Source organism: Algoriphagus taiwanensis (assembly GCF_036245645.1).
In the GTDB taxonomy this organism is placed as follows: domain Bacteria; phylum Bacteroidota; class Bacteroidia; order Cytophagales; family Cyclobacteriaceae; genus Algoriphagus; species Algoriphagus taiwanensis.
This window is the reverse complement of record NZ_BTPE01000002.1, coordinates 456,386-481,863: the sequence shown is the minus strand read 5'-3', so window position 1 is coordinate 481,863 and position 25,478 is coordinate 456,386. Positions and strand designations below refer to the sequence as shown.

Genomic DNA, 25,478 nt, shown 5'->3' with positions numbered 1-25,478 from the left:
GAAACAAAACTCCTGAAGAAATCCATCAAACCAATCAAAAAACAGATCGATTGTGGAAAAACTATTACCCCAAAAACCGTACACTTGTAAACCAATAAAAGGACTAACAGAAATAGTCAATCAGTATCAGGATTTAAACAATAACCTGTAAACTATTTTTAGGACGAGTCAGGGTAATGAAGTGGAGGGGGGTACTTCCGAAGTACCCCCTCCCACTTGGAAAGTACCCCTACCGTCATTACGGGCGATAGCGAAGTAATCTTTAAAGTTCGACCCTGATAGGGTCGGGAAAACCGTATTCATGAACCTATTTATTCCACGGGTTGGGGCTCGACTTCGGTCACCCAACAACCCGTGCGTGGCTAATGAAAGGTTTGACCCTCCCGATATCCTTTCAGTAATCGGGACGGGCTTTGTCAGGGGTCTGTCATCCAAATCATCTGTTAATAATATATCCATGACCACGTAGTGGTCAAACCTCTGAATAGCCCCCGGTAGAACCGGGGGAAATGTGAATCCAAGATGTGGGCATCAACCCCGAATGGGGTTGAACTTGCTTGAATGGAATTACAAATTCTAAAGAATAATAGTGCGGAATTGCAAATCCCGCCCAGTCAAACGCTTATTCTACGCTCAGGTGGAGAATAGACCCGATACGGGTCTGAGGTAGGTAGCAACCATGGAGAGAACCAAAAAGTACGACCCCTATCGGGGTCGAATAAAGCTGGGTAGGGATCGATTTTTTCTACCAAAATAACCTCCCTACGGGAGGAAGGGGGATAGGGTGGAAGGAATTACAAATTCCTGAAAATATAGGGGCGGAATTGCAAATCCCGCCCAGTCAAAGGCTTTTTCTACGCTCAGTTGGGGTTACAAACTCCGCCCAGTCAAACGCCTATTCTACACTTAGAGGAGAGAAAGCGTAGATGCAATCTACGGTTAGTCCACGGCCAATATTCTACACCTAGATGGAGAAATCCGGCCTGGTCTTTCCCTTATTTTATAATCAGATGGAGAGGTTGCTTTAAAAAAAAATTGTTAATTTTGACAAATGAGCCATAGATTAAAATTTGCAGTTTATAAGTTTCACTGGATTTGGTGGTGTTTATTGGTCTTAAGTATTTCTATAACATTTATTATATCTTACTTTTCAGAAGTTCAAGAAATATTTACCTGGGGATACGAATTGGGTTTTTTTCTATTTCCTTTTTTTTCATCGGTATTTATTTCAATATTAATCTTTTTCTTTACCTCACACCTTATGGAATCTTCAGAGAAATATGAAGAATATGTAAGCTTTGATGAATTTATTTCCTTTGTTAGAGAATTTTTAAACAATGTTCATTTGGATTCCGGAATTAAAATGGAATCTCCTAATTTCAAATAAATTGATTTAGATGAAAAATATTCAATAGTATTTTCAAATGATTATTTATTGAACAAAAAAGTATCTTTTAATAATATTGAAATGAAATTTATTGATAAAATGAGATTAGGCTATGCTATATTTTACCTAATGAGAAATTCAGGCTCTCCAAAAAAAGGAATTTTAAGAAAAGAATATCATAAAGTTTTTTACTGGATAATTGACGCAACAGAAATGTTCCAAAAAGAGCCTGATATCAAATCCTTTTTTTCGAATATTATTAAAGCTCTAACTATAGCAAATAATGAATTCTACAAAGACAATGACTACCAAGTTTATCATAAAATAAGATATAAATCAGATTTTATGCCTCTTAAATTAAAAGAAGAAATAAGAATTAGGTGCTAAAAAATTTAAAAATTCATTAGATAGAAGGAATACCATTCCTTAAAAGTTTTTAAACTTCGTGAAATAAAATTTCAAATTCCAAAAAGAAAAGTGCAGATAGAATCTAGACTTAGTCCCAACTTTTTATTCTAGGCTCAGGCCGGGGTTATTTTAACCAATAAATATGCTTTGGGTTAGCTAGCATGGTGCTATTAAGTGATGCTAAAAAATCATTTTCAATAAGAAATTCAAAGCTAGGACTTTTTACAAAATAGAATTTATATAGATAAAAAATAATGGCTTTTTCTTCATCACTCAGTATATTCTCTAAAAACGGAATTAAATCTATGGATTTAGCTTCATAGATCCTATTAATTACATTATCCAAACTTCTTTTATATAGATTTAAACTACCTCCTTTTGTGAAACTACTTCCTTTAATTGCTTTTTCTAAAACCTTTTTTACTTCATCTGGATTTTCGGAGTTTAAAGTATGCTCATTTAAAAATATCAAAATATTTTTATGAAATTCAGCTAATGCCCTTTCTCCACTTAATCTTCCATATTGTATTTTGTTTCTAACATTTTCAAAGAGCTGAATAAACCTTTCTACGAATTCATCCCTTTTTCTCCGTTCACTTTCTTGTAATTCTTGTTGATGTTTTTTCTCTTGCTGTAGATATGCTAGAGTCAAAAGAATAAAGCCAATGAATGATCCGGCAGCTACAGAAAAATTCCCTATAAAGCTTAAATAAATATCAGATTTATAACAATCTGGAAGTATGTTTAAGATTCTAGGAAAAAACATAGGGACAATTCCCAAAATGAATAATGGAATTGAAATCAATATGAGAAAGTTTTTAAAAAAATTCTTCACCCCTCACCTCCTTCCACTATCCTAATCTCCTCCTCGGTCAAGCCATACAATTCATAGACTAGGGCGTCGATTTCGCGGTCGAGACGGTCGATGTCGGCTTGCTGGGCTTGGGACTGGCTGAATCTCCATCCAACCGAGCAGACTTGCCCTATTAAAGAATTTTGAAAAAGGAGTTGCTTCATTTTTTATCCGGTTTATCGGGTCATTTAAAAATCATTTCCTAAAGATAGGACTTCGCCGAAAACTAAAAAGTAGGATTTAGTAAAACCGTCAAAAAACTTGTGAATCCCTTGACGCTTTTTGTCCCTGCCGGGGATAATTTGCTATTTTTCTGCTCCTATCCTATCTCTTTGCCCATGCCCCGAAAAACTCTCCTCGTCCTCTCCGGTGCCGGTGTCTCTGCCGAAAGCGGCATCCGCACCTTTCGCGATTCCAATGGCCTTTGGGAAAATCATGACGTGATGGAAGTGGCCTCTCCCGAGGGCTGGAGGAGAAACCGGGCCCTGGTCCTGGACTTTTACAATCAGCGGAGAAAACAGGCCCGGGACTGCCAACCCAATGCCGCCCACCTCGCCCTAGCCCGACTGGAAGAGCACCTCGATGTCCAAATCATCACCCAAAATGTGGACGACCTCCACGAGCGGGCAGGTTCGACCCGGGTACTTCACCTCCACGGGGAGCTCAGCAAGGCCCAAAGCACCCTGGATCCCAAGCTGGTCTATCCCTTGGACCATTGGGAAATCAAGGAGGGGGATAAATGCGAAAAGGGAAGTCAGCTGAGGCCCTTTATCGTATGGTTTGGAGAGGCTGTGCCGATGATGTATCCCGCCATGGAGATGATGGAGAAGGCGGATTTTGTCCTGATTATCGGTACCTCCCTGCAAGTCTATCCCGCAGCAAGTCTGATCGACTATGCCCCTCCCCATGCCAAAAAATACCTGATCGACCCTAACCCTCCCGGGAACTATCTGCGATCCATTGAGGTGATCTCGCAACCTGCGACCCTTGGGATTAGGGTGTTTGAGGAGATGATTTTAAGGGAAATTGAATCTTAATTGACGATTCACGAGATTAAATCGAACTTCAGCCAATTAATCGGATAGCAAAGCTTTGCAATTCCGGGCTTCATCGGACATCGGACATCGGTCTTCCGTCATCTGACATCCGACATCCGACATTCGACATCCGACATCTGACATCCGACATCGGTCTTCGGTCTCCCGTCTCCCGTCTCCCGTCTCCCGTCTTCCGTCTTCCGTCCTCCGTCTTCCGTCTTCCCACATTTCAACCCCCCTAGCCCCCCTGTAGGGGGGAGTTGCCCAATCCAGCACCTCAACCCTATTCTTACAATTTTTCCACTTTCTCACCCCTCTCTTCGATCATCGGTCATCCGACATCGGTCATTTGACATAGTTCTTCCGACATCTGACATCGGTCATCCGACATCCGACATCGGTCTTCTGTCTTCTGTCTTCCGTCTCCTGTCTTCGGTCTTCCGTCTTCCCTCCTCAAAAAGATAGCTTCGTCGCTTCCTAAGATTCGCAAAAAAATTAAAATCCGCTCAGCTCCTCGCTATGACGTTCCATTACAACTTCCTTTTCCAATCGACATCGGACATCGGTCTTCGGTCTTCGGTCTTCGGTCCTCCGTCTTCCGTCTTCCCTACTCATAAAGATAGCTTCGTCGCTTCCTGCGATCCGCAAAAAATTAAAATCCGCTTAGCTCCTCGCTATGACGTTCCAATACAACTTCCCTTTCCGCTCTTCATCGGACATCGGACATCTGACATCCGACATCGGTCATCCGACATCCGACATCGGTCTTCGGTCTCCCGTCTTCCGTCTTCCGTCTTCCGTCTTCGGTCTTCCCTCCCCCAAATCTTCCCCTTTAAACTTTAAACTCTTTCAAGCTTTTTCCCTAGATTAAACCCCATAACCCAAATTAATCAAGAACACCCCAAGGAATGAAGCGGAAAGTAGCGGTAATCGGTACAGGGCCATCTGGAATCACGGCCCTGAAAAATCTACTGGATCAGGGCATTGAGGCAATTGCCTTTGACCGAAATCTGGATGTAGGAGGCAACTGGATCTATTCGGAAGACGAAAGTCACTCCAGCGTGTTTGAGACCACGCATATCATTTCCTCCAAAACCCTGTCCCAATACGAGGACTTTACCTTCGATGAATTTGACCCTGAGGCGGCGGATTACCCTTCCCACGACACGCTGAGAAGGTATTTTCAGGCTTACGCGGCCAAGTTTAACCTGTATCCCCATATCCGGTTTGGCACGATGGTCAAGCATTGCCAATGGATCGATGAAAACACCTGGGAAGTGACGACTGAGAAAGACGGAGTCATCAGCAAGGAACTCTTTACCGATCTTGCCGTAGCCAATGGGCACCACTGGAAACCCCGCTATCCGGAGTATCCCGGTGAGTTTACCGGGGAATTTCTCCACTCCCATCATTTCAAAAAAGCAGCTCCATTTGAAGGAAAGCGGGTTTTGGTCATCGGAGGGGGCAATTCTGCCTGTGATGTGGCCGTGGAGACAAGTCGGGTTTCCGAAAGTACGGCTATCAGCTGGAGAAGGGGATACTGGATTGCGCCGAAGTTCTTTTTTGGAAAGCCATCCGACAAAGTAGCTGAAGGCACCCGATGGCTACCCGTGCGGGTAAGGTCCTTTTTCAATGAGCTTCTGCTGAAGTTTTTCTGGGGAGATTACAAAAACTACGGCTTGAGGCCCATCACCGTGCCTTTTGGCGCCACCCATCCCACGATCAATGATGAGCTGATGCACAAAATCCGCCACGGGAAAGTCAAGCCCAGAATGGACATCAAAAGGTTTGAGGGGAAAAAGGTCATTTTCGAAGACGGAAAGGAAGAGGAATACGACTCGGTGATCGCCTGCACGGGTTATTGGCTGAGCCATCCTTTCTTTGATCCGGACTTTATCGACTATTCCAAAGGGCCTGTGCCGCTGTATCTGAAAATGTTCCACCCGACCATCACCAATCTGTATTTTATCGGGATGTTTCAGCCTTTGGGCTGTATCTGGCCTGGTGCAGAGCTGCAGAGCAAGCTGATGGCTCAGGAACTCATAGGCAAGTGGAAGCGACCTAAAAACATTCAGGAACTCTGTGAGCGGGAGGTCACTCACCCTCATTACCGGCAGATCGATACCCCAAGACATACGATCACGGTAGACTATCACCTGTTTGTCAAAGCCCTGAAAAAGCAGCTTCCGGGGAATTATGTTTCCAAAACTCCGGTTCCTGCCCGGGAAAAACTAGTTCAATCCTCCTAAACTCATGAACCAGAAGATCAAATACCTTGGTTACGGATTGGTTTTCTGGTTCCTGCTATTTTTGGTTTGGGAGTGGGGCAAAAGTCATCCTAAAGTCAGGCTGAATCCGGTGAGTTTTCCCCAAACTGAGGAGGAAAGACTGGATTCCCTCTTTTCCCAAAGTCTCACAGAATTCCTTATTCCCGGATTGGCAGTGGGAATTGTCCACGAGGGAAAAGTGGTGTATCTGAAGGCTTTTGGCTATGAAAATCTGGAAAGCAAAGACACGATGAACCTAAACAGTCGGATTCCCGTGGCTTCGATTTCCAAGATCTTTACTGCACTGGCCCTTGCCCAAGCCGGGAATGAAAGAGGATTTACCTTGGACACCCCGCTTCATGACCTTTTTTCTAAGGAAGAGGAGAAAGTGGACGAATTAGGCTCGATTACTCTTACCCAATTACTCACCCACACTTCCGGACTCAGAGACCCGGGAATATTGGCCCGGCTTTTCCAAAGAGAAAAAGACAGGCCGCTATCCCAAGTACTCCATCAAATCCCCAAGAAACGGGGTTCGATAGACTCTATGCACTATGCAGACATTAATTTTGACCTCTTGGGGTATGGATTGGAGAAGTACCAAAATCAGCCCTTTGAGATAATTCTGAGCGAGGGCACATTACAGAAAGCAGGGATGAAAAGCTCCGACTTTGTTCTGGAATGGCCCGAGTCAGCCAATCCCATGCAAGGTCACGGGAAGACCTTCCTCTGGAAACGCATCCAACCCAACAAAATCCGCTTTGAGCGAAGTCCCTCCCCTTCTTCAGGTTTGGTAAGCACTCCTGAGGATTTGGCTATGGTCTTGGTTCATTTGGGCAGGGGAAGGATGGGCGATTTTCAAAAAGAGTTGGACTGGTTGACACTTCCCTCGGGTAAATTGGCTGGATTCCAGCATTTACGTCTCAACGGACAGGAATTTACCGGACACTACGGAGGTCAGGCAGGATACAGCTCCCTGTTTGCCTTTTCCAACGAATTAAAAATGGGCTTTTTCCTACTTACCAACGCCAAAGACATCTCCGACCACAGAAAAATCATTGCCGAACGACTCCTTCAAACCCTTTCCTCCAATCCATGAAACTCTCTTTTCCAGATCCTCTTGTCATTCTTTTGTCTTTTATCCTTTTGGCCGGAGTGGCTACTTATCTGATTCCCTCGGGGAGTTTTGACCGGATTGTCAATGAGGAAACCGGAAGAGAGGTTGTCGTGCCAGGGAGTTTTCATTCGATTGAAGATATCAATCCCAGCATAGGAGACATCATTTTAGCCATACCTGAGGGAATGATTAACGGGGCGGATATCATTGTGCTGATCCTTTTCCTTGGAGGGGCTTTTTTCATCGTGGAGAAAACCGGTGCACTGCAGGCAGGGATCGAGTCCCTGATTTACTCCTTCCGCAATTCCCGATTCCTGCTATTTTATCTTCTGGGGCTGGTTTTCGCCTTTGGTGGAGCTTCTATTTCCATGCAGGAGGAGATTATTCCCATGGTTCCGATCCTGGTGGTATTGGCCCGAAAGCTAAATTATGATTTGAGATCCATTATCGCCTTGACTTTGGGATCTTCCCTTGTGGGTGCGGCCTTCTCACCGATCAATCCTTTTGTGGCTTTGCTCGCGCAAAAAATCGCAGAACTGGCTCCCTTTTCAGGATCCGTTTTCCGAATCGGTTTTTGGCTGATTGCAGTTTTGGGATGGATTACTTTCCATATGATCTCAGGGAAAAATAAGGGACAAATTCAAGAAGAAAGTGTCCTTAAGCCCAGTCCGATTTCGGGAAGCCATGCCCTGATTTTGTTTTTATCCTTCGGAGGGATTGGTGTAATGGCCTATGGAATCACTGTTTGGGACTGGGGATACAATGAGATGTCGGCTTTGTTTTTCGTGGTAGGAATAGCATGCGGGTTGATCGGAAAAATGGGCCTCAACGGTACTGCAAGAGCGTATGCGCAGGGATTTCGGGAAATGATTTTTGCGGGAATTATCGTTGGCTTTGCGAGGAGTATTTTCATCATTCTGGAAAAAGGGGCGATTATTGACCCGATTATCCAAGGCCTTTTCTCCCCACTGGAAAATCTTCCCAATTCGGTAGCAGTCATTGGCATGTACATCAGTCAGGCCCTGATTCACTTGCCTGTGCCGAGTACATCCGGTCAGGCTGCGCTGACTATTCCTTTGGCAGCCCCACTTACCGACCTTCTTCAGATCAGCCGGCAGGTTTCCGTGCTTACTTATCAGTATGCCGCAGCCCTGATGGATGTCATCACTCCGACCAATGGGGGAATGATGGCGATCATTGCCGCCGGTGGAATCAATTACAAGGATTGGATGGCTTACATTTGGAAAAGCTGGGTTTTTATAAGCATTTTCGCAATGGCCATCTGCCTTTTGGGCATCCTTTGGTTTGGCTGATTCAAGCAAAATAATTTATCTCATGCATATAAACGACCACGAACCTTTACTTCCTTATCTACCCCAAGCTGACCGCTACGATCAGATGAAATACCGCTTTTGCGGAAAAAGCGGACTGAGACTTCCAGAAATCAGTCTCGGACTTTGGCACAACTTCGGCCACAATGCCGACTTCACTCTTGGAAGAAAAATCCTGAGAAGAGCCTTTGACTTGGGAATTTGCCATTTTGATCTCGCCAATAATTACGGACCTCCATTTGGGTCTGCTGAGGAAAACTTTGGACGGATTCTTAAAAAAGACTTTCTCCCCTATCGGGATGAGCTGCTCATTTCTTCCAAAGCTGGTTGGGATATGTGGCCGGGTCCCTATGGAAACTTTGGCTCCAAGAAATACCTCATCGCCAGCTGTGACCAAAGCCTAAAGCGCATGGGATTGGACTATGTGGATATTTTCTACCATCACAGACCTGACCCGGATACGCCATTGGAAGAGACCATGGGGGCACTCGCCCAGCTTCATCGTCAGGGAAAGGCACTGTATGTGGGAATATCCCAGTACTCTGCCGAGGACACCGCCAAAGCCTATGATATCCTGGCTTCCATGGGCGTGCCTTTGCTGATCCATCAGCCAAGATACAGCATGCTGGATCGATGGGTGGAAAATGGCCTTCTGGATGTCCTTGGCCAAAAAGGAATCGGAAGCATTGCTTTTTCACCATTGGAACAAGGCCTTCTTACAGACAAATATCTCAAAGGAATCCCTGCCGACTCCCGCGCGGCAAAAGATGGCCGCTACCTGAAGCCTGAGCAAATCGCTCCGGAGAAGCTCAGCTTGATTTCCCAACTCAACGACATTGCCAAAAAGAGAGGACAAAGCCTAGCCCAGATGGCTATCGCCTGGCTGCTCAAAGATTCAAGAATCACTTCGGTATTGATCGGGGTATCCAAGCCCGAGCAGCTGGATGATAACGTGGCAGCAGTTGCCAATTCCAGCTTTTCTCCGGAGGAAATCAGTCAGATTCAATCCCTTCTGAAAGGTTGATGCCCAAAATTCTCTCACAAAGAAGTGCCCTGATTCTGATCGTCATTGCTCAGTTTTTGGGCACTTCACTTTGGTTTGCAGGCAATGCTGCCGCACCGGAATGGGAACTAATTCTGGGAAAAGAAGGCATTGTCCCTATGCTCACCTCGGTGGTCCAGTTGGGATTTATAACCGGAACATTCCTCTACGCCTTGGGATCCATTCCTGACCGGTATTCTCCGGTAGATGTTTTTTTCTTCAGTGCTGTTTTGGCCTCCCTATCCAATCTGCTGATTTTGGTTTTGCCTTTCTCTTATGCCTCCTTGTTGATTTTCCGGTTTCTGGTGGGGTTTTTCTTGGCGGGGATTTATCCCGTGGGGATGAAGATCGCGGCGGACTATTTTGAAAAAGGCTTGGGCGGAGCTTTGGGTTTCTTAGTCGGAGCTTTGGTCTTGGGCACTGCCTTTCCATTTTTGCTGAAAGGATTGGGAATTACCATTTCCTGGAAAATCATTCTGTTCTCCACCTCTTTTCTCGCCATTTTGGGAGGAGCATTGATTGGCTTTCTGGTTCCCAATGGCCCTTTTCGCAAAAGCAACCCCAAATTTGACCTTAGTCTTTTGCCCAAGCTGGCAAAGAACAATTCCCTCAAAGCCTCAGCAGGAGGATACTTTGGGCATATGTGGGAGCTATACACCTTTTGGGCATTTCTTCCTGCCCTGATTTTGGCTTTGACTCAGGATTCGGTTTCTGCATCTCAATCTTCTTTTTGGACCTTTTTGGTCATTGCCTCCGGAGGTGTTTCCTGCGCCTTAGGAGGTCAGATTGCACTTAGAAAAGGAAGTAAACAAGTCGCTCTTTTCAGTCTGATTGGTTCAGGCTTATGCGGGGTGATTCTTTTGATTTTCCCCGGGGTTTCAGGATTTTGGGTATTGCCCTTTTTATTATTTTGGGGCTTACTGGTGACTGCGGATTCTCCCCAATTTTCCACTTTGGTTGCCCAAAGTGTCTCCCCTGAACACCGAGGCACTGCCCTGACTCTGGTGAATTCATTGGGTTTTGGACTTACGATTGTCAGCATTTACCTGACCACTTGGCTGATTGCAGAGCTAGATGTGCGGACTGCTTTGGGCTTACTTGCTATTGGACCAGCGGTTGGTATTTCGATTTTCTTCTGGTTTAAAAACTCTAAAAACTAAACTAAAACGCATAAAAAAAGGCCTCAATTGAGGCCCTGTAGCGCACGTCGACCGGACTTGCTATCTAACTACATTTTCCAAAGTGGCAAGGTAAATCCATTTTTGATCACGGGAACTCAATCCCTCATTGACGGCCTTTCGTTGCTCATCGGTTTGATTCATATCCTCATAGGCCTGAGCGTTGAAAAACTGCATGTAATCCTTGTACAGATTTACGGTGAGATGGGTGGAAGAAGCTTCCGAACCCAAAGGTAGGGCAGATCTGAGAAAGCTCCAATGCCCCATCAGCCCACGATCAATTCTATTTTGGTGGATGGGTTTGAAAACTTCAATTTCAGCTTTTTCATAATCTCCATATCTGCCTTCTACTGCTTTCATCAGGTCAAAAGAGGCCAATACTCCCTGTTTAAACTGGAATTGGTCTTCGGTAGCAGCCAACACCTTCATGTAGAGCCTCATAGGCAATTCACGCATAGTTAAGGATTGCTGAAACAGCTGCCTAACTTGTGTATCCGAAAGATGAGGATAAGCGATTTTGGTGTATTGGATCATCTCTTCGTCGGCGATTCCATTCATCATTTTTACCGGGTCATTGTAATACGTCACCATGATATACTGGAAATCACCTCCATCAGCACCGTTTTGCAGAGACCAAAAATCCCAACCGTTGATTATTTTATCGTTGAAAGCCTGCCGGTAAACCTTTTCGAGAAGGTCTTTAAATTCGATGTAATCAAAGAGCTGGTCTTTTTCCACTTTGATAAAATCGAACACCATATATTGAGTTTGTTGGGCGCGAGTCATCCCCGCCCAGAGCAACCCAACAACCAAGAGCATGAGTATCTTTTTCATAATTCAAGGGGTTAAGGGTTTATTGTGCTTGAGATAATTTAAAAAATAATTCTGTATAAATGGAAATTTCAGAATAAAAATATTTTTTGGACGATTTTTTCAATAAAAATAGAATGTAAATAAAGTATTGCCAAAAATGTAATTTTTCTAACATCCTTGGCAAAAGCTTAGTATTTTGCCAATCAAAACCATAAAACCATGAAAGAAATATCAAGAAGAGCTTGGCTGAAATCAGCCTCTTTGGGAAGTGGATTGGCCCTCTTGGGAGCTTCAGGAATGGCCTCCTCTCTCAGTGCGGAGGAAATCCGCAAGTTTAACCCAAGACCTCTGGCCGGTCCTATCCGACTTGGCTCCAATGAAAATCCATATGGACCATCTGAAAAAATGAGGCAGGCCATGGTCAGCGCATTCGAAAATGGATGCCGCTATCCTTGGTCCTACAATGGCTCTTTGGTCAAGATGATCGCAGAAAAAGAAGGTGTCCCGGAGAATTATATAGTACCTGTCGCCGGATCTACCGAAGGGCTAAAAGTAGCTGGAATCACTTTTGGCCGCGGGGGAGAAATCATCTCCTGTGCTCCTACTTTCCTCTCTATGATGGAGTATGCCGAGCTTTGGGGAACAGAGATCAACTGGGTTCCTTTAAACAAGGATTTGGACTTTGATCTGGATGAAATCGAAAAAAGAGTATCTCACGAGACCCGATTGGTATTCCTTTGTAACCCCAACAATCCAACCGGAAAACTCCTTCCTGCCCAAAAAGTCATTGATTTCTGTGAGACTGTGAGCAAAAGGGCAGTTGTATTCAGCGATGAGGCTTACTATGACTACATCACCGAGCCCAATTACCCTTCCATGGTAGAACTGGTGAAAAAAGGACACGATGTGGTCGTGTCACGCACCCTTTCCAAAGTGTATGGACTGGCTGGTATCCGACTGGGGTATCTGATTGCCAAGCCCGAATTGGCAGATAAGTTGAAAGACCGAGTGGTAGCCAATACCAACATCATGGCAATTGAAGCAGGAAAAGCAGCCCTGATGGATAAGGAATTTTATCAGTTTTCTCTTCAAAAAAACAAAGAGGCAAAAGCATTGCTGACTCAGACCTTGGATGAGTTGAAGCTTCCCTATCTGGAATCTCATGCCAACTTTGTCTTTTTCCAATCAGGAAGAGACATCGTAGAGCTCAATAAGACCATGGCTCAGAAAGGATTTATTATTGGCCGTCCTTTCCCTCCATTGAATGATTGGTGTCGAATCTCCACAGGAACCATAGAGGAGGTAACCCTTTACAATCAAGCCATTAAGGAAGTATTGGGCTGATGGTACCCCGAGATTTGATTTTGGAAAATGAAAAAGTCCTGCTTCGTCCTATGACCAGGCAGGACTTTCCTTTGCTTCAGGAAATCACTTTACCTGCCAGCCTTTGGACCTATTTCACGCATGACCTCAGTATTCCTGAGGATTTTGAGGCTTGGGCAAAACCACATTTTTCTGAGGAAAGACTTCAGTTTGTGGTTTTCGATAAGGAAAAAAATCAAGTAGCCGGAGCCACTGCATTTGGGAATTTTTCACCAAGAGACAATAGGCTGGAGATCGGCTGGACCTGGTTGGGCAAAGACTTTCACCGCTCTGGAATCAATCGGGAAATGAAGGGACTTATGTTGGATTATTGCTTCAAGAGTCTGGATTTGCAAAGAGTGGAGTTTAAAACTGACGTGCTGAATCAGTCGGCAAGAAAGGCTTTGATTAAGCTGGGAGCCAAAGAAGAAGGGATTTTGCGCAGCCATACCCAAATGATTTTGGGAAGGAGACGAGATACCATTTATTACAGTTTTTTGAAAGGAGAATGGCCAGTAAAGGATCGATAAGGAAACAATTTATTTGGATTTTTGCTTTTGAAAAGTAAGAGGAAAAGAAGGATTAATCTTTTCTGAAAACATTGAAAAATGGAATTTTCCCTAACTTTGACCCGTACCTATTACCCCTATTTATGAAAATCGCTCTCATTGCCCATGATGGCAAAAAAGCTGACATGGTTCACTTTTTAAGCGGATTTCGCGATGCACTTCACAGTGCTGAAATTGACTTGGTAGCCACTGGCACTACAGGAAAGCATATCGAAAAGGCAGGATTTGAAGTAAATCGGCTCCTTTCCGGACCCATGGGCGGGGATGCCCAAATCGCAGCAATGGCGGCAGAAAAGCAATTGGCAGCAGTTATCTTTTTCCGTGACCCGCTGGACAAGCATCCACACGAACCCGATGTGCAAATGCTCATGCGGATCTGTGATGTTCACAATATTCCTTTGGCCACAAATCCAGCTTCTGCCGAACTGATGTTTAAAGCCTTAACACAAACCTATGGAACTTAAAAGTATAAAAAAGATAGGCGTTTTGACCTCAGGAGGTGATGCTCCGGGAATGAACGCCGCTATTCGTGCTGCCGTCAGGGCAGGATTTTATTACGGATTGGAAATGTACGGGATCTACCGAGGCTACGAAGGGATGATCCAAAACGATATCAAAAAGCTGGATTCCAAAAACATTACCCATGTTTTGGAGCGAGGTGGAACCTTTCTAAAATCTGCGCGGAGTGATGAATTCCGAACCAAAGAAGGAAGGAAAAAAGCTTACGATAATCTGAAAAGCCATGGTATTGATGCCTTGGTAGTGATCGGAGGCGACGGTTCCCTAACCGGTGCGCATTTGTTCTATCAGGAATACGGAATTCCTGCAGTTGGACTTCCCGGCACCATTGACAATGACCTTTCAGGAACAGACTCTACGATTGGTTTTGATACGGCTTGTAACACGGCCATTGAAGCCATTGATAAAATCCGTGATACCGCTACTTCCCACGACCGCCTCTTCTTTGTGGAGGTAATGGGCAGAGATGCCGGTTTCATTGCAATCAATGCCGGTATCGGTAGTGCTGCGGCTTCTATTTTGATTCCCGAGAGAAAAACTCCTGTGGAAACGCTGGTTGAAAAGCTAAAATCCCGAACTAAGGCCAGAAAAACCTCCAATATTGTAATCGTAGCTGAAGGGGGAAAAAGTGGTTCTGCACAGGAAATTGCCGATAAGGTCAAAAAACACCTTCCCTACTACGACATCAAAGTGACGATTTTAGGCCACTTGCAAAGAGGAGGTGCACCTACATCCTTTGACCGACTTCTTGCATCCAAGCTTGGTGTGGCTGCTGTGGAAGGCCTGATGCAGGGCAAATATGATGTGATGGCAGGCTTAATCAACAACAAATTGGTCTATACTCCGATTGTGAAAGCAGTCGTCGGCGACAAAGAAGTGGATGAGGAGGACTTGAGAGTCGCTAATATCCTATCAACATAAAAAAAAGAGGCAAAAGCCTCTTTTTTTTATGTTGATATTCTATTTCAAGTAGACCCGAGAAGCATTCGCACCAAGGGTTAGCTTGCCGGATGCATTTATTCCATCTCCTAATCCAAAAATCACTTCTTCGTATCCTTCAGGTAAGGTAATCTCTACTTCTTCCTTGCCCAAATTGTGCACGACAAAGATCTCCTGTCCGGCGGTTTTTCGGAAATAGGCCATCACACTGGGTGCAAAACTGGACTCCGGAAGTTCCAACTGACCCAAAGCCAAAGCCGGGTGGGAGTTCCGAAGCGCTATCAATTCCTTGTAGTGATTAAAATAGCTTTTGGAATCAGTCAGCTGTTGAGCCAATGGAGTGACTGTTTCATCGGTGGAATACTTGGACTCAATCCAAGAAGCTCGTCCTGTGTCTTTTTCCTTTGAATCCCAAAGGAAGGGCTCACGGATATGCTCATCCGGCTTCAATCCCAACATTCCGATTTCTTCTCCATAATAGAGGTAGGGTGCTCCAGGCATAGTCAAAAGGATGGCACTTGCCTGCTTGTATTTATTCGGATCAGATTTCAAGTCATTGAGCAAGCGTGGCTGATCATGATTGGAGGAGAAGGTAGCATCAATGAAGCTTGGAGTAATCCCTTGATAAAAGTCCAAAACCTCTTTCTGCTTTTCGGCCAAAAGCATCCCGTTTTCGGTATTCAAGGCCTCGATGAGCGTATAGTGAAAATCAAAATTGAACAAGGCAGGCAATCCAGGAAGGTAAGGCGCAACAATCTCCTTTTTGTCATACACCTCTCCTACCAAATACACATCCGGCTTAATAGCCTCCATTTTTGATCGAAACTCCTTCCAAAACTCGTGATTGTCCAAAGGGCGATCATCCGGGAAAATATGCTTTGCAGCATCCAGTCTGAATCCATCCACACCGACCTCTTCGAGCCAGAATCGTCCGATTTCATAGATTTCCTCCCTTACTTTTGGATTGTCAAAGTTCAAATCAGGCATTCCTCCCCAAAAGAACCCATAATAGAAGTCCTCTCCCTGTCCCGGGTCATGCCACTGACGGATGTTGTCCGAGTCGAGTGTGATGGTCTTTTTATTCAGAAAATCGGCAATAGTGTCCTTCTGAGCCCATACATAGTAATCTCGGTAAGGATTATCTCTACCCGACTTGCTTTCCTGAAACCAAGGGTGTTCAGTGGAGGTATGATTGATAATCATATCGATCACGATCTTGATATCCCGCTTATGGGCTTCTTCCAGGAGCTTTTTGAAATCCTCCATCGTACCATAATCCGGATGGACCGCTTTATAGTCCGTCACATCATACTTATGATAAGTCGGCGATGGCATAATTGGCATAAACCAAATGGCATTGGCTCCCAAGTCCTTCACATGATCCAACTTTTGGGTAACTCCATTGAAATCACCTATTCCGTCCCCATTGGAATCGTAAAAGGACTGAACAAAAATCTCATACGTCACTCCAGCCTGAGGCCAGTAATTTTTGACTTCGGGAGCTTCTTTTTTTTCGCAGGCAAAAAGAGCAGTTAGACTCAAAAGGGATAGGGTTAATAAGGGTTTTTTCATAGTAGGTTGGGGAAAAGAAAAAGTCACCCGCGGCACAAGTGACTTTTTCACAGAACTCTGAGATTAATTAATTTCTATTGATCGCATTGAGCATATCAAAAGCCAACTCCAGTCGCTTCACGAAGTTCTCTTCTCCTTTTCGCAACCAAGCTCTTGGATCATAATACTTCTTGTTTGGAGAATCTGGTCCTTCCGGATTGCCCAATTGGCTCTGAAGATAGCCTTCGTTTTTCTTGTAGTAATTGAGAATACCTTCCCAAGTAGCCCACTGCATATCGGTATCGATGTTCATCTTAATCGATCCGTAGCTATTGGCTTCCCGGATTTCTTCTACAGAAGAACCAGAACCACCATGGAACACAAAGTTCAATGGCTTACCTGTAGTGCCGAAGTTCTTGTTGATGTATTCTTGTGAGTTTTTCAGGATGATCGGCTTCAAGCTTACATTTCCTGGCTTGTAAACACCATGCACGTTTCCAAAAGCAGCCGCAATGGTGAACAAATCACTGATTTTCTTCAAATGCTCGTAAGCATAAGCCACTTCCTCAGGCTGAGTATAAAGCTTGGAAGAGTCTACATCAGAGTTGTCCACTCCATCCTCTTCTCCACCGGTTACTCCCAACTCGATTTCAATAGCCATTTCCAACTTGGCCAGTTTCTCGAAATACTTGCAGGAAATCTCCACGTTTTCGTGAAGAGGCTCTTCGGAAAGATCCAGCATGTGTGAACTGAACAACGGCTTCTTGTGAGCTGCATAGTAAGCTTGTCCGGCTTCCAAAAGTCCATCAATCCAAGGCAATAGTTTCAAAGCGGCATGGTCAGTATGCAAAATCACTGGTACTCCGTAGGCTTCTGCCATTTGATGCACGTGATGTGCGCCTGATATACCACCTGCAATACTTGCTTGTTGCTTGTCGTTGGGAAGGCTTTTTCCTGCAAAAAACTGAGCGCCTCCGTTAGAAAATTGAATAATGACGGGAGAGTTGACCTTTTTCGCAGTTTCCAAAACGGCATTGACCGAGTTGGTGCCGATTACATTGACTGCTGGAAAAGCGAATTCGTTCTCTTTTGCATAAGCATAAAGGTCTCTTAGCTCATTCCCGAACTTTACTCCAGGCTTAAATTTCATAATTTGAGATAGGTTAGGTTAATTTTTTATGAAGCGTTTGTGCAACACGCGTTTGGTATCAAACGCCTCAAAGATATAAATCCCTGCCTTAATTCCCTTTAGATCAAAGTCTAAAATACGCTCATCTGGGGAGGTTTGTCCATCAAAAAGTACCCTTCCTGCCATATCCACTACTCGATAATTAGCTTGAGTCATATCCTTTGGCAGCTCTACCGTAATTGAATTTTGAGATGGTACGGGATAGATTTTAAACTCCCCTTCCGTAGTGGGTTCAGGCACTGAAGTCACAAAATCAGCCTGCAAAATTCCATCCTCTGGCTTTGGAAGAGGCTGATCTGTAAAGAGATAAAACTCATTTGGTCTCAATCCCAAAGTAACCTGTGTAGAAGTCACATTGAATTCCTCACCTGTGAAATAGTTGTACCATTTGCCTTGTTTTGGAAACTGGATTTGAGCATTTCCTACCGTTACTCCATCAAAATTTCCGAAGAGGAAAACATCCATTTCAGGATGGTCCAGATAAATTTGCTTTAGCGTCGGACCAAGGTTTAGGGAAGCTTGTGTGGGATTATTAAAAACCGGGTAGTTCTTTTTAAGCTTGATCATTTCCCGGTATAATTTATAAAGGCGCTGTCTTTCCGGATCATCCAGGTAATTCCAGCGGGTGGGCTTGATTCCCAACCGGTCGTTATTCAACTCCAAGTCATAGCCAAACTCCCCAAACTGCCAAAGCATTTTTGGACCCGGGATGGCAAAATAGAACGCGGTCATGATCTGATTTCTGTTGACTGCATTCTCCAATACCCTGAGGTTGATCGGACTGGTACCTCCAAAATTGAGGGTTTCCCACATCACGCGCTCTTCGTCGTGGGATTCCTGATAGGCAATCAGATTACTTCTGTTCCAACCTCGGCGTTTGTAATAAGCCCATTCCATATTATCATTCGAGCCTTTGGCGAGGTTGCGGGAAGTACCGTTCATATTTCCCCAAAACATCATCCCATAATTTGCCAATTCTGTTTCCTCAGAATTGTCTGCCAAATGCTCCAGAATCACGTAAGCTTCCGGATGATTGGCCTTGATTCGGTCATAAATATTTTTCCAAATGGCCACACGGCTTGGGTCATACTGTGACCAAATACCCACATTACTTCCACTGTTGACTTGGGTAAATCCTTTGGAAAGGTCAAAACGGAACCCGTCAAATTTGTATTCAGTCAACCAATAATTATTTACAGAATCCACAAAAGCCTTGGTGTAGGTGCTTTCATGGTTGAAGTCATAGCCGACGTTGAAGGGGTGGGTAGCTTCTCTATTGAACCAAGGATTGTCCGGTGTCGGTGCGCCATAGTCCCCGTCATTGTAGAGTCTGACCATAGGATTTTGGCCAAAAGCATGGTTCAGTACCATATCCAGAATCACCACCATTCCTCTACCATGAGCCTCATCGATCAGGCGCTTGAGGTCATTTTTGGTCCCATAATATTTGTCCGGTGCAAAAAAGAAGGAAGGATTATATCCCCAAGAAAGATTTCCTTCAAACTCTCCGATCGGCATGAGTTCGATCGCATTGATTCCTAAATCTTCCAAGTAATCCAACCGATCGATAACTGCATTGTATGTCCTCTTTTCATCAAAATCCCTAACCAGCAACTCATAAACGACCAGTTCTTCAGGAGCTGGGCGCTCATAGTTTAGATTTTTCCAGGTGTAGGAATCTTGAGCTGTTTGAAGATAGGTAGCCTGAAACTCGGTCTTTCCAGCCGGATAAGGCATTAATCCCGGGTATCTGCCTTGGTCAATGATTTCCTGATCGTTGAATGGATCTGAAGTTTTATCAGCATAGGGATCTCCTATTCGGATACTTCCATCCACTAGGTATTGAAAAATGTATTCTTTTTTAGGCACCAGATTCTCGAGTTTGAGCCAAAAAATCTCTCCATCAGGAGTGACTTTCATTTGATAATCATTGAGAATCTGCCAATCATTGAAATCGCCAATTACGTGAACAATATTTTTTCCAGGAGCCTGCAGGGCAAGAATTACTTCGGTATCCGAAAGGTAATTGATTCCAAGTCGAGCCCCTGAAGGCAAAGGCGCAGTCTCAGATGGAGCAAAAACAACAATATTGACGGATTCGGTGTCGGATTGGTCTCCCTTTTCGGCCTTGGCGGTCAATTGATAATTACCGGAAGCTGTTGCGGAGAAGGTATAAGCTATCTCTTCAGCGTTTTTGGCTTCGGCCACTTTGACTCCATCCAGTTCAAAACTCAAATCAGCGACCTCAGTTGAGGCAGCCTTAAATTCAAACGTTTCACCTACATTCAGAGAAACATTGGAAGTATTTGGGGTAGTAAAAGCCACGGAGAATCCCTGTGCCAGATCCACGAAAATATCCCCATTGGCACTGTTTTTCCCTTCTTTGCTTCCATCAGCATTTCGGAATACCATCCCGAGTCTGTAGATGGTCAATCCGTTGGGATTATCAAAAAATTCATTGGGAGTGAGTTCATAGGTGTAAAGATTAGCCTGACCTTCTACCTTTTCCATTTTTGCATCCGGATTGGCCGTGCCCCATTGAAAGGGTACAATAGACCAAGTATTGGAAGTCGGTCCGGCTGTCACCGCACCAATATGGATGTACACATCACAATTGCAATCTCTAAGACCTGAAGTCCCTTTGGTGGCATCGTAAATTATTTTGACAGACGATCCAGCATTGGGCACAGCCGGTTCTGTAGTCACCTGAGCAAAAAGATTTCCGGTGAAAAACAGAAGAAAAGCGAGTCTAAAAGTGAAGGAATAGAGAGATTTCATGGTAGGCTTTGGAATAAATAACCGGCTTTCGGATTCTTGGATCCAAAAGCCGGTCATAAGTTAAAAGGAAGCGTAGTTAATACCTAAACTCAAATTAATTTTTAGTCAAAGTATAAGTAGCTACACCTTCAGGACCGAAGTAAAGGGTGATAGTATAATTCCCTGCCTCTGAGATCGCGATGTTGTCACCACCGGCATTCAATTCACCATTGGATCCACCATAGTTGAAATCCCAATTGTTGTTTGCTCTGAATTTGAAAGCACCTGCTTTGAGATCTGTTGTGATTTTCAATTGGTTAGTAGTTTTATCGAACACATTCATTGGAGTGTCTGTATCCCAACCACCTGCAGTAGCATCACCTACGATTCCCCATCTTCTAACTGGTCCGATAGTGTAAGTTTTAGCAGCTAGATCCACATTGAGCTCGTAAGTACCATCAGCAGTTACTTTGAGGTTAGCTCCATCTCTTTCCAGGGTACCGTCTGCGCCATCGTCACCATAGTTGATATCCCAGCTATTGGTTTCATTAACCTTAAATTCTCTCGATCCACCGATGATATGGACAAATCCTTTGAACTTGTTGTCGAAATTCTCTGCATACAAAACAGTCATCTCGTTAGAAGGATCCCATCCCTGATAATCTCCAGGGACATACATCACCGGGAAGGTAGTTGTAGCGTCAAAAGGAGTAACTGACAAAGTGGTCGTTTCACCGAAGATTGGACTTAATGGAAGGTTGATCGAGGAGCGGACTCTGAACTCCACATTAGCAGCAGCCTCTGCAGGCAGACCCTTTGCCAAAACAGCTTCATTGAGCTCGGCGACATTTACCTCGATGATGTTGCTTTTAGATTCTCCCAAATTAACTGGAGAAGCGAAATTTGCTCCGGGAAGATCCATTTGGAGTGTATTGGTGATTTCACCGGTTGTTCCAAAATCTGCAGCTGAAACCGTAAAAGAAATTACTGAAGTTTCTGCGTCTTCTTTGACAAGTACCAAGGATGAACCACCTACAGGATCGGTCAATTGTGCACCGGTCTGAGGAATCACGGGTGGCATTTCGTAATTGTCACATGCCCACAGCATAGGAATTGCTGCCACCACCCAACTTAAGCGTCTAGCTACTTTCATAATTCTGAGTTTGATTGTTTTACTTTGAATAATACCATTTTGTATTTCCAAAAGTCAAAGTCAAAATTAACCTAAGCTATATTTTCAACTCTGGTTTTGGAATCGATAGGAGAATTTAAAATCGTATACGAGAAGATGCAATAGGATAAAAATCATCTACTAATCTTTTTTTTATGCAGACGTTTGCGGTATCGTTTGCATTCATCAACTTTTTTGGAAACGATTCTTCAAATTTTTCTATTTTGAAAAAAATACCTCTAAATCGATTGCGAAAAGCGACCTTAGAGCTGTAATTCAGTTAACAAACCCAAAACACCAAAAAGTACAATTTTTTATGAAATTAGAACAAGCTACTATCAAGGACATAGCAAGGGAACTTAATGTCTCTTCTTCTACGGTGTCCAGAGCTCTGAAAGACTATCCGGGAATCAGCGATGAGACCAAAAGGAAAGTAAAGGAGTTGGCTGAAAAAATGAATTACAGGCCCAATGCAATCGCTCTTTCACTGAGAAAAAGCAGATCCTTTACTATAGGAGTAATCATTCCCGAAGTGGTACATTTCTTTTTCTCCACCGTGATAAGCGGAATTGAGGAAGTGGCCTACTCCAGAGGTTATAAAGTCATCCTTACCCAAACCAATGAAATGATAGCCCGGGAAAAATCCAGCGTTCAAACTATGATGGATAATCAGATTGACGGGATTTTGGTGAGTTTTTCAAAAGAAACCACCGACTTTGACCATTTCAAAAACCTTCTGGACAAAGGTTTTCCTATCGTTTTTTTTGACCGAATCCCAAACCTGGAAAACACAGTCAATGTCGTGGTGGACGACTATAGCGGAGCTTATGAAGCCACCCGTCATCTTTTGCAGCAGGGTTATCGGCGAATTGTCCATTTGGCTGGCCCATCCAACCTAAAAATCTCTCAGGAGAGACATAGGGGCTACAAAAATGCCCTGGAAGATCATGGGCTGGAATATAATCCTGATTGGGTAGTAGAGTGCACTCATGGGACGGACGACGAAGGCCAAAAAATCACAAGTGAAATCCTCAAAACATTCAAAGTCCAGCCGGATGCTTTCTTTGCCAATAACGATATGGCTGCTGTAGGTGCGATGCTGGCATGCAAAGCTGCCGGCAAGCGTGTCCCCGAGGACATAGGCATAGTAGGATTCAGCAATTGGCAATTTTGCTCCATGATAGACCCTACCCTATCCTCGGTAGCCCAACCGGGATTCAAGATGGGGGCAACGGCCACTGAGATCCTATTGGACCTGGTAGAAAAGAAAAAATCTGTGGACCAATTTCAGGATTCTGTGATGCTGGACACCGAACTTCTGGTAAGAAAATCCTCCGTAAGGTAAATGAATTGATTTTTTTTCAGGATTTTGAAGGAAAAGTTGCAAACGTTTGAATAGGCCAAATCTTTTCAATTTGGCCGTTTCCTTTGTTTAAATGGGGATTTACTGCCTAGCACTCTGATTTTTATCCTAGTTTTTACTTTCTATTTTAGCAAGGTTTCTTTAGGTATTTTAGGCTTTTACCCATGTCCAGCACCTTGCATTCAATCAGTACATCAAGAACATCAGTACGCAGTCAATCTTTCGGCTCTGTATTGGATTGGAATTTTGAAAATCCTCTTCTTGAGGGGAGAAATGATCGGGCTCAATTTAGACTGACATTTTTCCAACCAGGGATTGTCCGTATTCAAATCAGTCGATTTGAAGAGTTCCAATCCAACCCCTATTCGGTAATTTCCCAACCCGTAGAGACTGAGCTTAGCCTCATTGAACATGAAAATCACCTCGAAATTCATTCTTCTCTTCTCCAAGTCAAGGTAAGGCTAGATTCTTTTCAGCTAAGTTTTTTCACTTCGGAAGGTAGATTATTGAATTCAGATGATCCCTTGTCCGTCTCTTGGATTGGGTCGGAGATTAGCAACTACAAACAAGTTCAAAAAGGAGAGAAATTTATCGGCCTCGGGGAAAAAACAGGTAATCTGGATCGATCCGGAAAGGCTTACACGCATTGGAATACGGACTACTTTGCCTACGGTGTGGGTGACGATCCACTTTACATGAGTATCCCGTTTTACATGGGAGTGCATGAGAATGGAGCCTACGGAATTTTTCTGGACAATACACACAAGAGCGTATTCAATTTTGGAGCCTCGACCAACCGCTTCACTTATTTCAGTGCAGAAGATGGGGATTTGGATTACTACTTCATCTATCAGCCGGATATCAAAGGCATCATTCAATCCTACACAGAACTGACTGGCCGAATGCAGATGCCACCCAAGTGGGCTCTAGGATTTCAACAGTGTCGCTATTCTTATTATCCGGATTCGGAGGTTTACGCTGTGGCCCAAGGTTTCCGCGATAAAAAAATGCCTGCGGATGTGATCTACTTGGACATTCACCACATGGAGGCCTACAAGGTTTTCACCTTTGATGGGGAAAAATTCACCGACCCCAAAGCCATGATCTCAGCTTTGAAGGCCAAAGGATTTAAAGTGGTGGTCATCATGGACCCGGGAATTAAAACTGAAAAAGGATATTTCCCCTACGATGAAGGACTGGAAAAGGACCTTTTTGTCAAGTATCCTGACGGAAAAACCTACGAGGCCCAAGTATGGCCAGGCTGGTGTGCCTTCCCCGATTTCACTAGGGAAGAAACCCGCAAATGGTGGGCAGAAAAGATGGCTTTCTACACAGCCGCTGGAGTAGATGGCTTCTGGACCGACATGAACGAACCGGCCTCTTGGGGTCAGTTTACCCCCAATCTGATCGAGTTTCACATGGAAGGAAGAACCACCTCCCATCGTGAAGCAAGGAATGTCTACGGCATGCAGATGGCAAGAAGTGCACAAGAGGGAAGCTTTTATCAGAATCCGGATAAAAGACCTTTTGTCCTTACCCGATCGGGTTTTGCGGGGATTCAGAGATATGCAGCAGCTTGGACCGGGGATAATGTAGCCTCTGAAGAGCATATGATGGCTGGCATTCGACTGGTAAATAGCCTGGGATTGAGCGGAGTTTCCTTTGCCGGGTACGATGTAGGAGGATTTGCCGGGGAAGCTAGTCAATCTCTTTTTGCCAGATGGATGAGCATCGGAGCTTTTTCCCCTTTCTATCGAGCCCACTCCATGATCAACAGCAACGACGCGGAACCATGGGCATTTGGTGAAGAGACAGAGGAAATCAGCAGAAACTACATGAAGCTGAGATATAGGCTTCTACCCACTATTTACAGCAAGTTTTACTTGAGCTCAAAGACCGGTCTTCCTCTAGCTGAAAGCTTGGCGGTACAGTTTTCTCAAGACGAAAAAGTTTTCCAGTCGGCCTTCCAAAATCAATATTTATTCTGTGATTCCTTCCTAGTCGCCCCTGTGGAGAGCCATAAGGAAATTACCAAAGTCCACCTTCCCAAAGGGGATTGGTACTATCTATTCTCCGATCAGCGACATGCAGGTGATCAGACTATTTACCAGGATTGTCCACTGAATTACCTTCCAGTCTATGTGCAAGGAGGTAGCATTTTTGCCATGCAATCTCAAATAGAACATACCGGTGAAGCACATGATGGGATTCTGGAACTCCATGTTTACCAAGGGAAAAACGGCTCCACCTACTTGCATTATGAAGATGAAGGAGATGGATTTGCATATCAAGATGGAAAGTATTTTTCCAGAACCATTTCCTTTGAGCCAACAAAAGGTAAACTGAGCTTCACCTCCGGGGAAGGAGCATACACAAGTGATTTCAAAAGGCTCAGAATCTATTTCCATGGATTTAAGACCTCTCAAGTAGAAATTGCAGGTAGGTCTCACTCTCTTCAAAATACAGATTATGCCTTTTTGTCAAGATTGACAGAATTTGATCCACTTCCTGAGCATAACCACCCTTATTTTGAGATTGATCAGCTTCCTTATTTGGAAATCGACCACCTTTCAGACTCTTTCGAAATTAACGGACTCTCTTAACCTCAACCCTCACACCCGCCCA

At 44.2% G+C, this 25,478-nt stretch carries 20 protein-coding genes; 13 read left to right on the top strand and 7 right to left on the bottom strand.

What is annotated here, in order from left to right; genetic code table 11:
* The first annotated feature begins 1,435 nt into the window (after positions 1-1,435).
* The gene (locus tag AAA938_RS04325; RefSeq protein WP_338227413.1) at positions 1,436-1,774 is read left to right on the top strand and encodes a hypothetical protein; all 339 of its coding nucleotides are present in this window, start codon (positions 1,436-1,438) and stop codon (positions 1,772-1,774) included.
* A 145-nt stretch (positions 1,775-1,919) separates the two neighbouring features.
* On the opposite strand, the gene AAA938_RS04320 is transcribed toward AAA938_RS04325, so the two are convergent.
* Together AAA938_RS04320 and AAA938_RS04315 are read right to left on the bottom strand one after the other, a co-directional pair.
* A complete protein-coding gene (locus AAA938_RS04320) occupies positions 1,920-2,600 on the bottom strand; it encodes a hypothetical protein (protein WP_338227412.1) in 681 nt (226 codons plus the stop codon).
* Between the two features lie 26 nt (positions 2,601-2,626).
* Positions 2,627-2,812 carry a hypothetical protein gene (locus AAA938_RS04315; RefSeq protein WP_338227411.1) on the bottom strand — a complete coding sequence of 62 codons (186 nt, stop codon included), beginning with the start codon at positions 2,810-2,812 and terminating at the stop codon, positions 2,627-2,629.
* Between the two features lie 174 nt (positions 2,813-2,986).
* On the opposite strand from AAA938_RS04315, the gene AAA938_RS04310 reads away from it, so the two are divergent.
* From AAA938_RS04310 to AAA938_RS04285, 6 genes are all read left to right on the top strand, one after another.
* The gene (locus tag AAA938_RS04310; protein WP_338227410.1) at positions 2,987-3,685 is read left to right on the top strand and encodes an SIR2 family NAD-dependent protein deacylase; all 699 of its coding nucleotides are present in this window, start codon (positions 2,987-2,989) and stop codon (positions 3,683-3,685) included.
* Positions 3,686-4,593: 908 nt separating this feature from the next.
* Positions 4,594-5,934 carry a flavin-containing monooxygenase gene (locus tag AAA938_RS04305; RefSeq protein WP_338227409.1) on the top strand — a complete coding sequence of 447 codons (1,341 nt, stop codon included), beginning with the start codon at positions 4,594-4,596 and terminating at the stop codon, positions 5,932-5,934.
* A 4-nt stretch (positions 5,935-5,938) separates the two neighbouring features.
* Positions 5,939-7,051, top strand: a complete 1,113-nt coding sequence (locus tag AAA938_RS04300; protein WP_338227408.1) for a serine hydrolase domain-containing protein — start codon at positions 5,939-5,941, stop codon at positions 7,049-7,051.
* Positions 7,048-8,382 (top strand): YfcC family protein, encoded by a 1,335-nt coding sequence (locus tag AAA938_RS04295; RefSeq protein WP_338227407.1) that lies wholly within the window; start codon positions 7,048-7,050, stop codon positions 8,380-8,382. The genes AAA938_RS04300 and AAA938_RS04295 overlap by 4 nt, the downstream gene beginning before the upstream one ends.
* A gap of 22 nt (positions 8,383-8,404) precedes the next feature.
* Positions 8,405-9,424, top strand: coding sequence for an L-glyceraldehyde 3-phosphate reductase (mgrA, locus tag AAA938_RS04290; RefSeq protein ID WP_338227406.1), 1,020 nt, complete (start codon positions 8,405-8,407; stop codon positions 9,422-9,424).
* Complete coding sequence (locus AAA938_RS04285) at positions 9,424-10,602, top strand: MFS transporter (RefSeq protein ID WP_338227405.1); 1,179 nt, start codon at positions 9,424-9,426, stop codon at positions 10,600-10,602. Before mgrA ends, AAA938_RS04285 begins: the two co-directional genes overlap by 1 nt.
* 60 nt (positions 10,603-10,662) lie before the next feature.
* Here AAA938_RS04285 and AAA938_RS04280 read toward each other — a convergent pair whose 3' ends face one another.
* Positions 10,663-11,454 carry a hypothetical protein gene (locus AAA938_RS04280; RefSeq protein WP_338227404.1) on the bottom strand — a complete coding sequence of 264 codons (792 nt, stop codon included), beginning with the start codon at positions 11,452-11,454 and terminating at the stop codon, positions 10,663-10,665.
* Positions 11,455-11,652: 198 nt separating this feature from the next.
* Here AAA938_RS04280 and AAA938_RS04275 point away from each other — a divergent pair, with 198 nt between their 5' ends.
* The 4 genes from AAA938_RS04275 (at position 11,653) to pfkA (ending at position 14,804) form a co-directional block, all read left to right on the top strand.
* Positions 11,653-12,777 (top strand): pyridoxal phosphate-dependent aminotransferase, encoded by a 1,125-nt coding sequence (locus AAA938_RS04275; RefSeq protein ID WP_338227403.1) that lies wholly within the window; start codon positions 11,653-11,655, stop codon positions 12,775-12,777.
* Entirely contained in the window at positions 12,777-13,325 is a 549-nt protein-coding gene (locus AAA938_RS04270; RefSeq protein ID WP_338227402.1) for a GNAT family N-acetyltransferase, read from the top strand. The genes AAA938_RS04275 and AAA938_RS04270 overlap by 1 nt, the downstream gene beginning before the upstream one ends.
* A gap of 122 nt (positions 13,326-13,447) precedes the next feature.
* A complete protein-coding gene (locus AAA938_RS04265) occupies positions 13,448-13,828 on the top strand; it encodes a methylglyoxal synthase (protein ID WP_338227401.1) in 381 nt (126 codons plus the stop codon).
* Positions 13,818-14,804, top strand: coding sequence for a 6-phosphofructokinase (gene pfkA / locus AAA938_RS04260; RefSeq protein WP_338227400.1), 987 nt, complete (start codon positions 13,818-13,820; stop codon positions 14,802-14,804). Before AAA938_RS04265 ends, pfkA begins: the two co-directional genes overlap by 11 nt.
* Before the next feature lie 39 nt (positions 14,805-14,843).
* Here the strand turns inward: pfkA and AAA938_RS04255 are convergent, their stop codons facing one another.
* The 4 genes from AAA938_RS04255 to AAA938_RS04240 all read right to left on the bottom strand — a co-directional run bounded on the left by AAA938_RS04255 (position 14,844) and on the right by AAA938_RS04240 (position 21,472).
* On the bottom strand, positions 14,844-16,394 hold the full coding sequence (locus tag AAA938_RS04255) for an alpha-amylase family glycosyl hydrolase (protein WP_338227399.1): 1,551 nt from the start codon (positions 16,392-16,394) through the stop codon (positions 14,844-14,846).
* Between the two features lie 67 nt (positions 16,395-16,461).
* The gene (gene fbaA, locus AAA938_RS04250; protein ID WP_338227398.1) at positions 16,462-17,523 is read right to left on the bottom strand and encodes a class II fructose-bisphosphate aldolase; all 1,062 of its coding nucleotides are present in this window, start codon (positions 17,521-17,523) and stop codon (positions 16,462-16,464) included.
* A gap of 18 nt (positions 17,524-17,541) precedes the next feature.
* Positions 17,542-20,340 carry an alpha-amylase family glycosyl hydrolase gene (locus AAA938_RS04245; protein WP_338227397.1) on the bottom strand — a complete coding sequence of 933 codons (2,799 nt, stop codon included), beginning with the start codon at positions 20,338-20,340 and terminating at the stop codon, positions 17,542-17,544.
* A gap of 94 nt (positions 20,341-20,434) precedes the next feature.
* Positions 20,435-21,472, bottom strand: a complete 1,038-nt coding sequence (locus AAA938_RS04240) for a SusE domain-containing protein (protein WP_338227396.1) — start codon at positions 21,470-21,472, stop codon at positions 20,435-20,437.
* 334 nt (positions 21,473-21,806) lie between these two features.
* Here AAA938_RS04240 and AAA938_RS04235 point away from each other — a divergent pair, with 334 nt between their 5' ends.
* Both AAA938_RS04235 and AAA938_RS04230 read left to right on the top strand, forming a co-directional pair.
* Positions 21,807-22,835 carry a LacI family DNA-binding transcriptional regulator gene (locus tag AAA938_RS04235; protein ID WP_338227395.1) on the top strand — a complete coding sequence of 343 codons (1,029 nt, stop codon included), beginning with the start codon at positions 21,807-21,809 and terminating at the stop codon, positions 22,833-22,835.
* Between the two features lie 182 nt (positions 22,836-23,017).
* Positions 23,018-25,456 (top strand): glycoside hydrolase family 31 protein, encoded by a 2,439-nt coding sequence (locus AAA938_RS04230; RefSeq protein WP_338227394.1) that lies wholly within the window; start codon positions 23,018-23,020, stop codon positions 25,454-25,456.
* Positions 25,457-25,478: the final 22 nt, after the last annotated feature.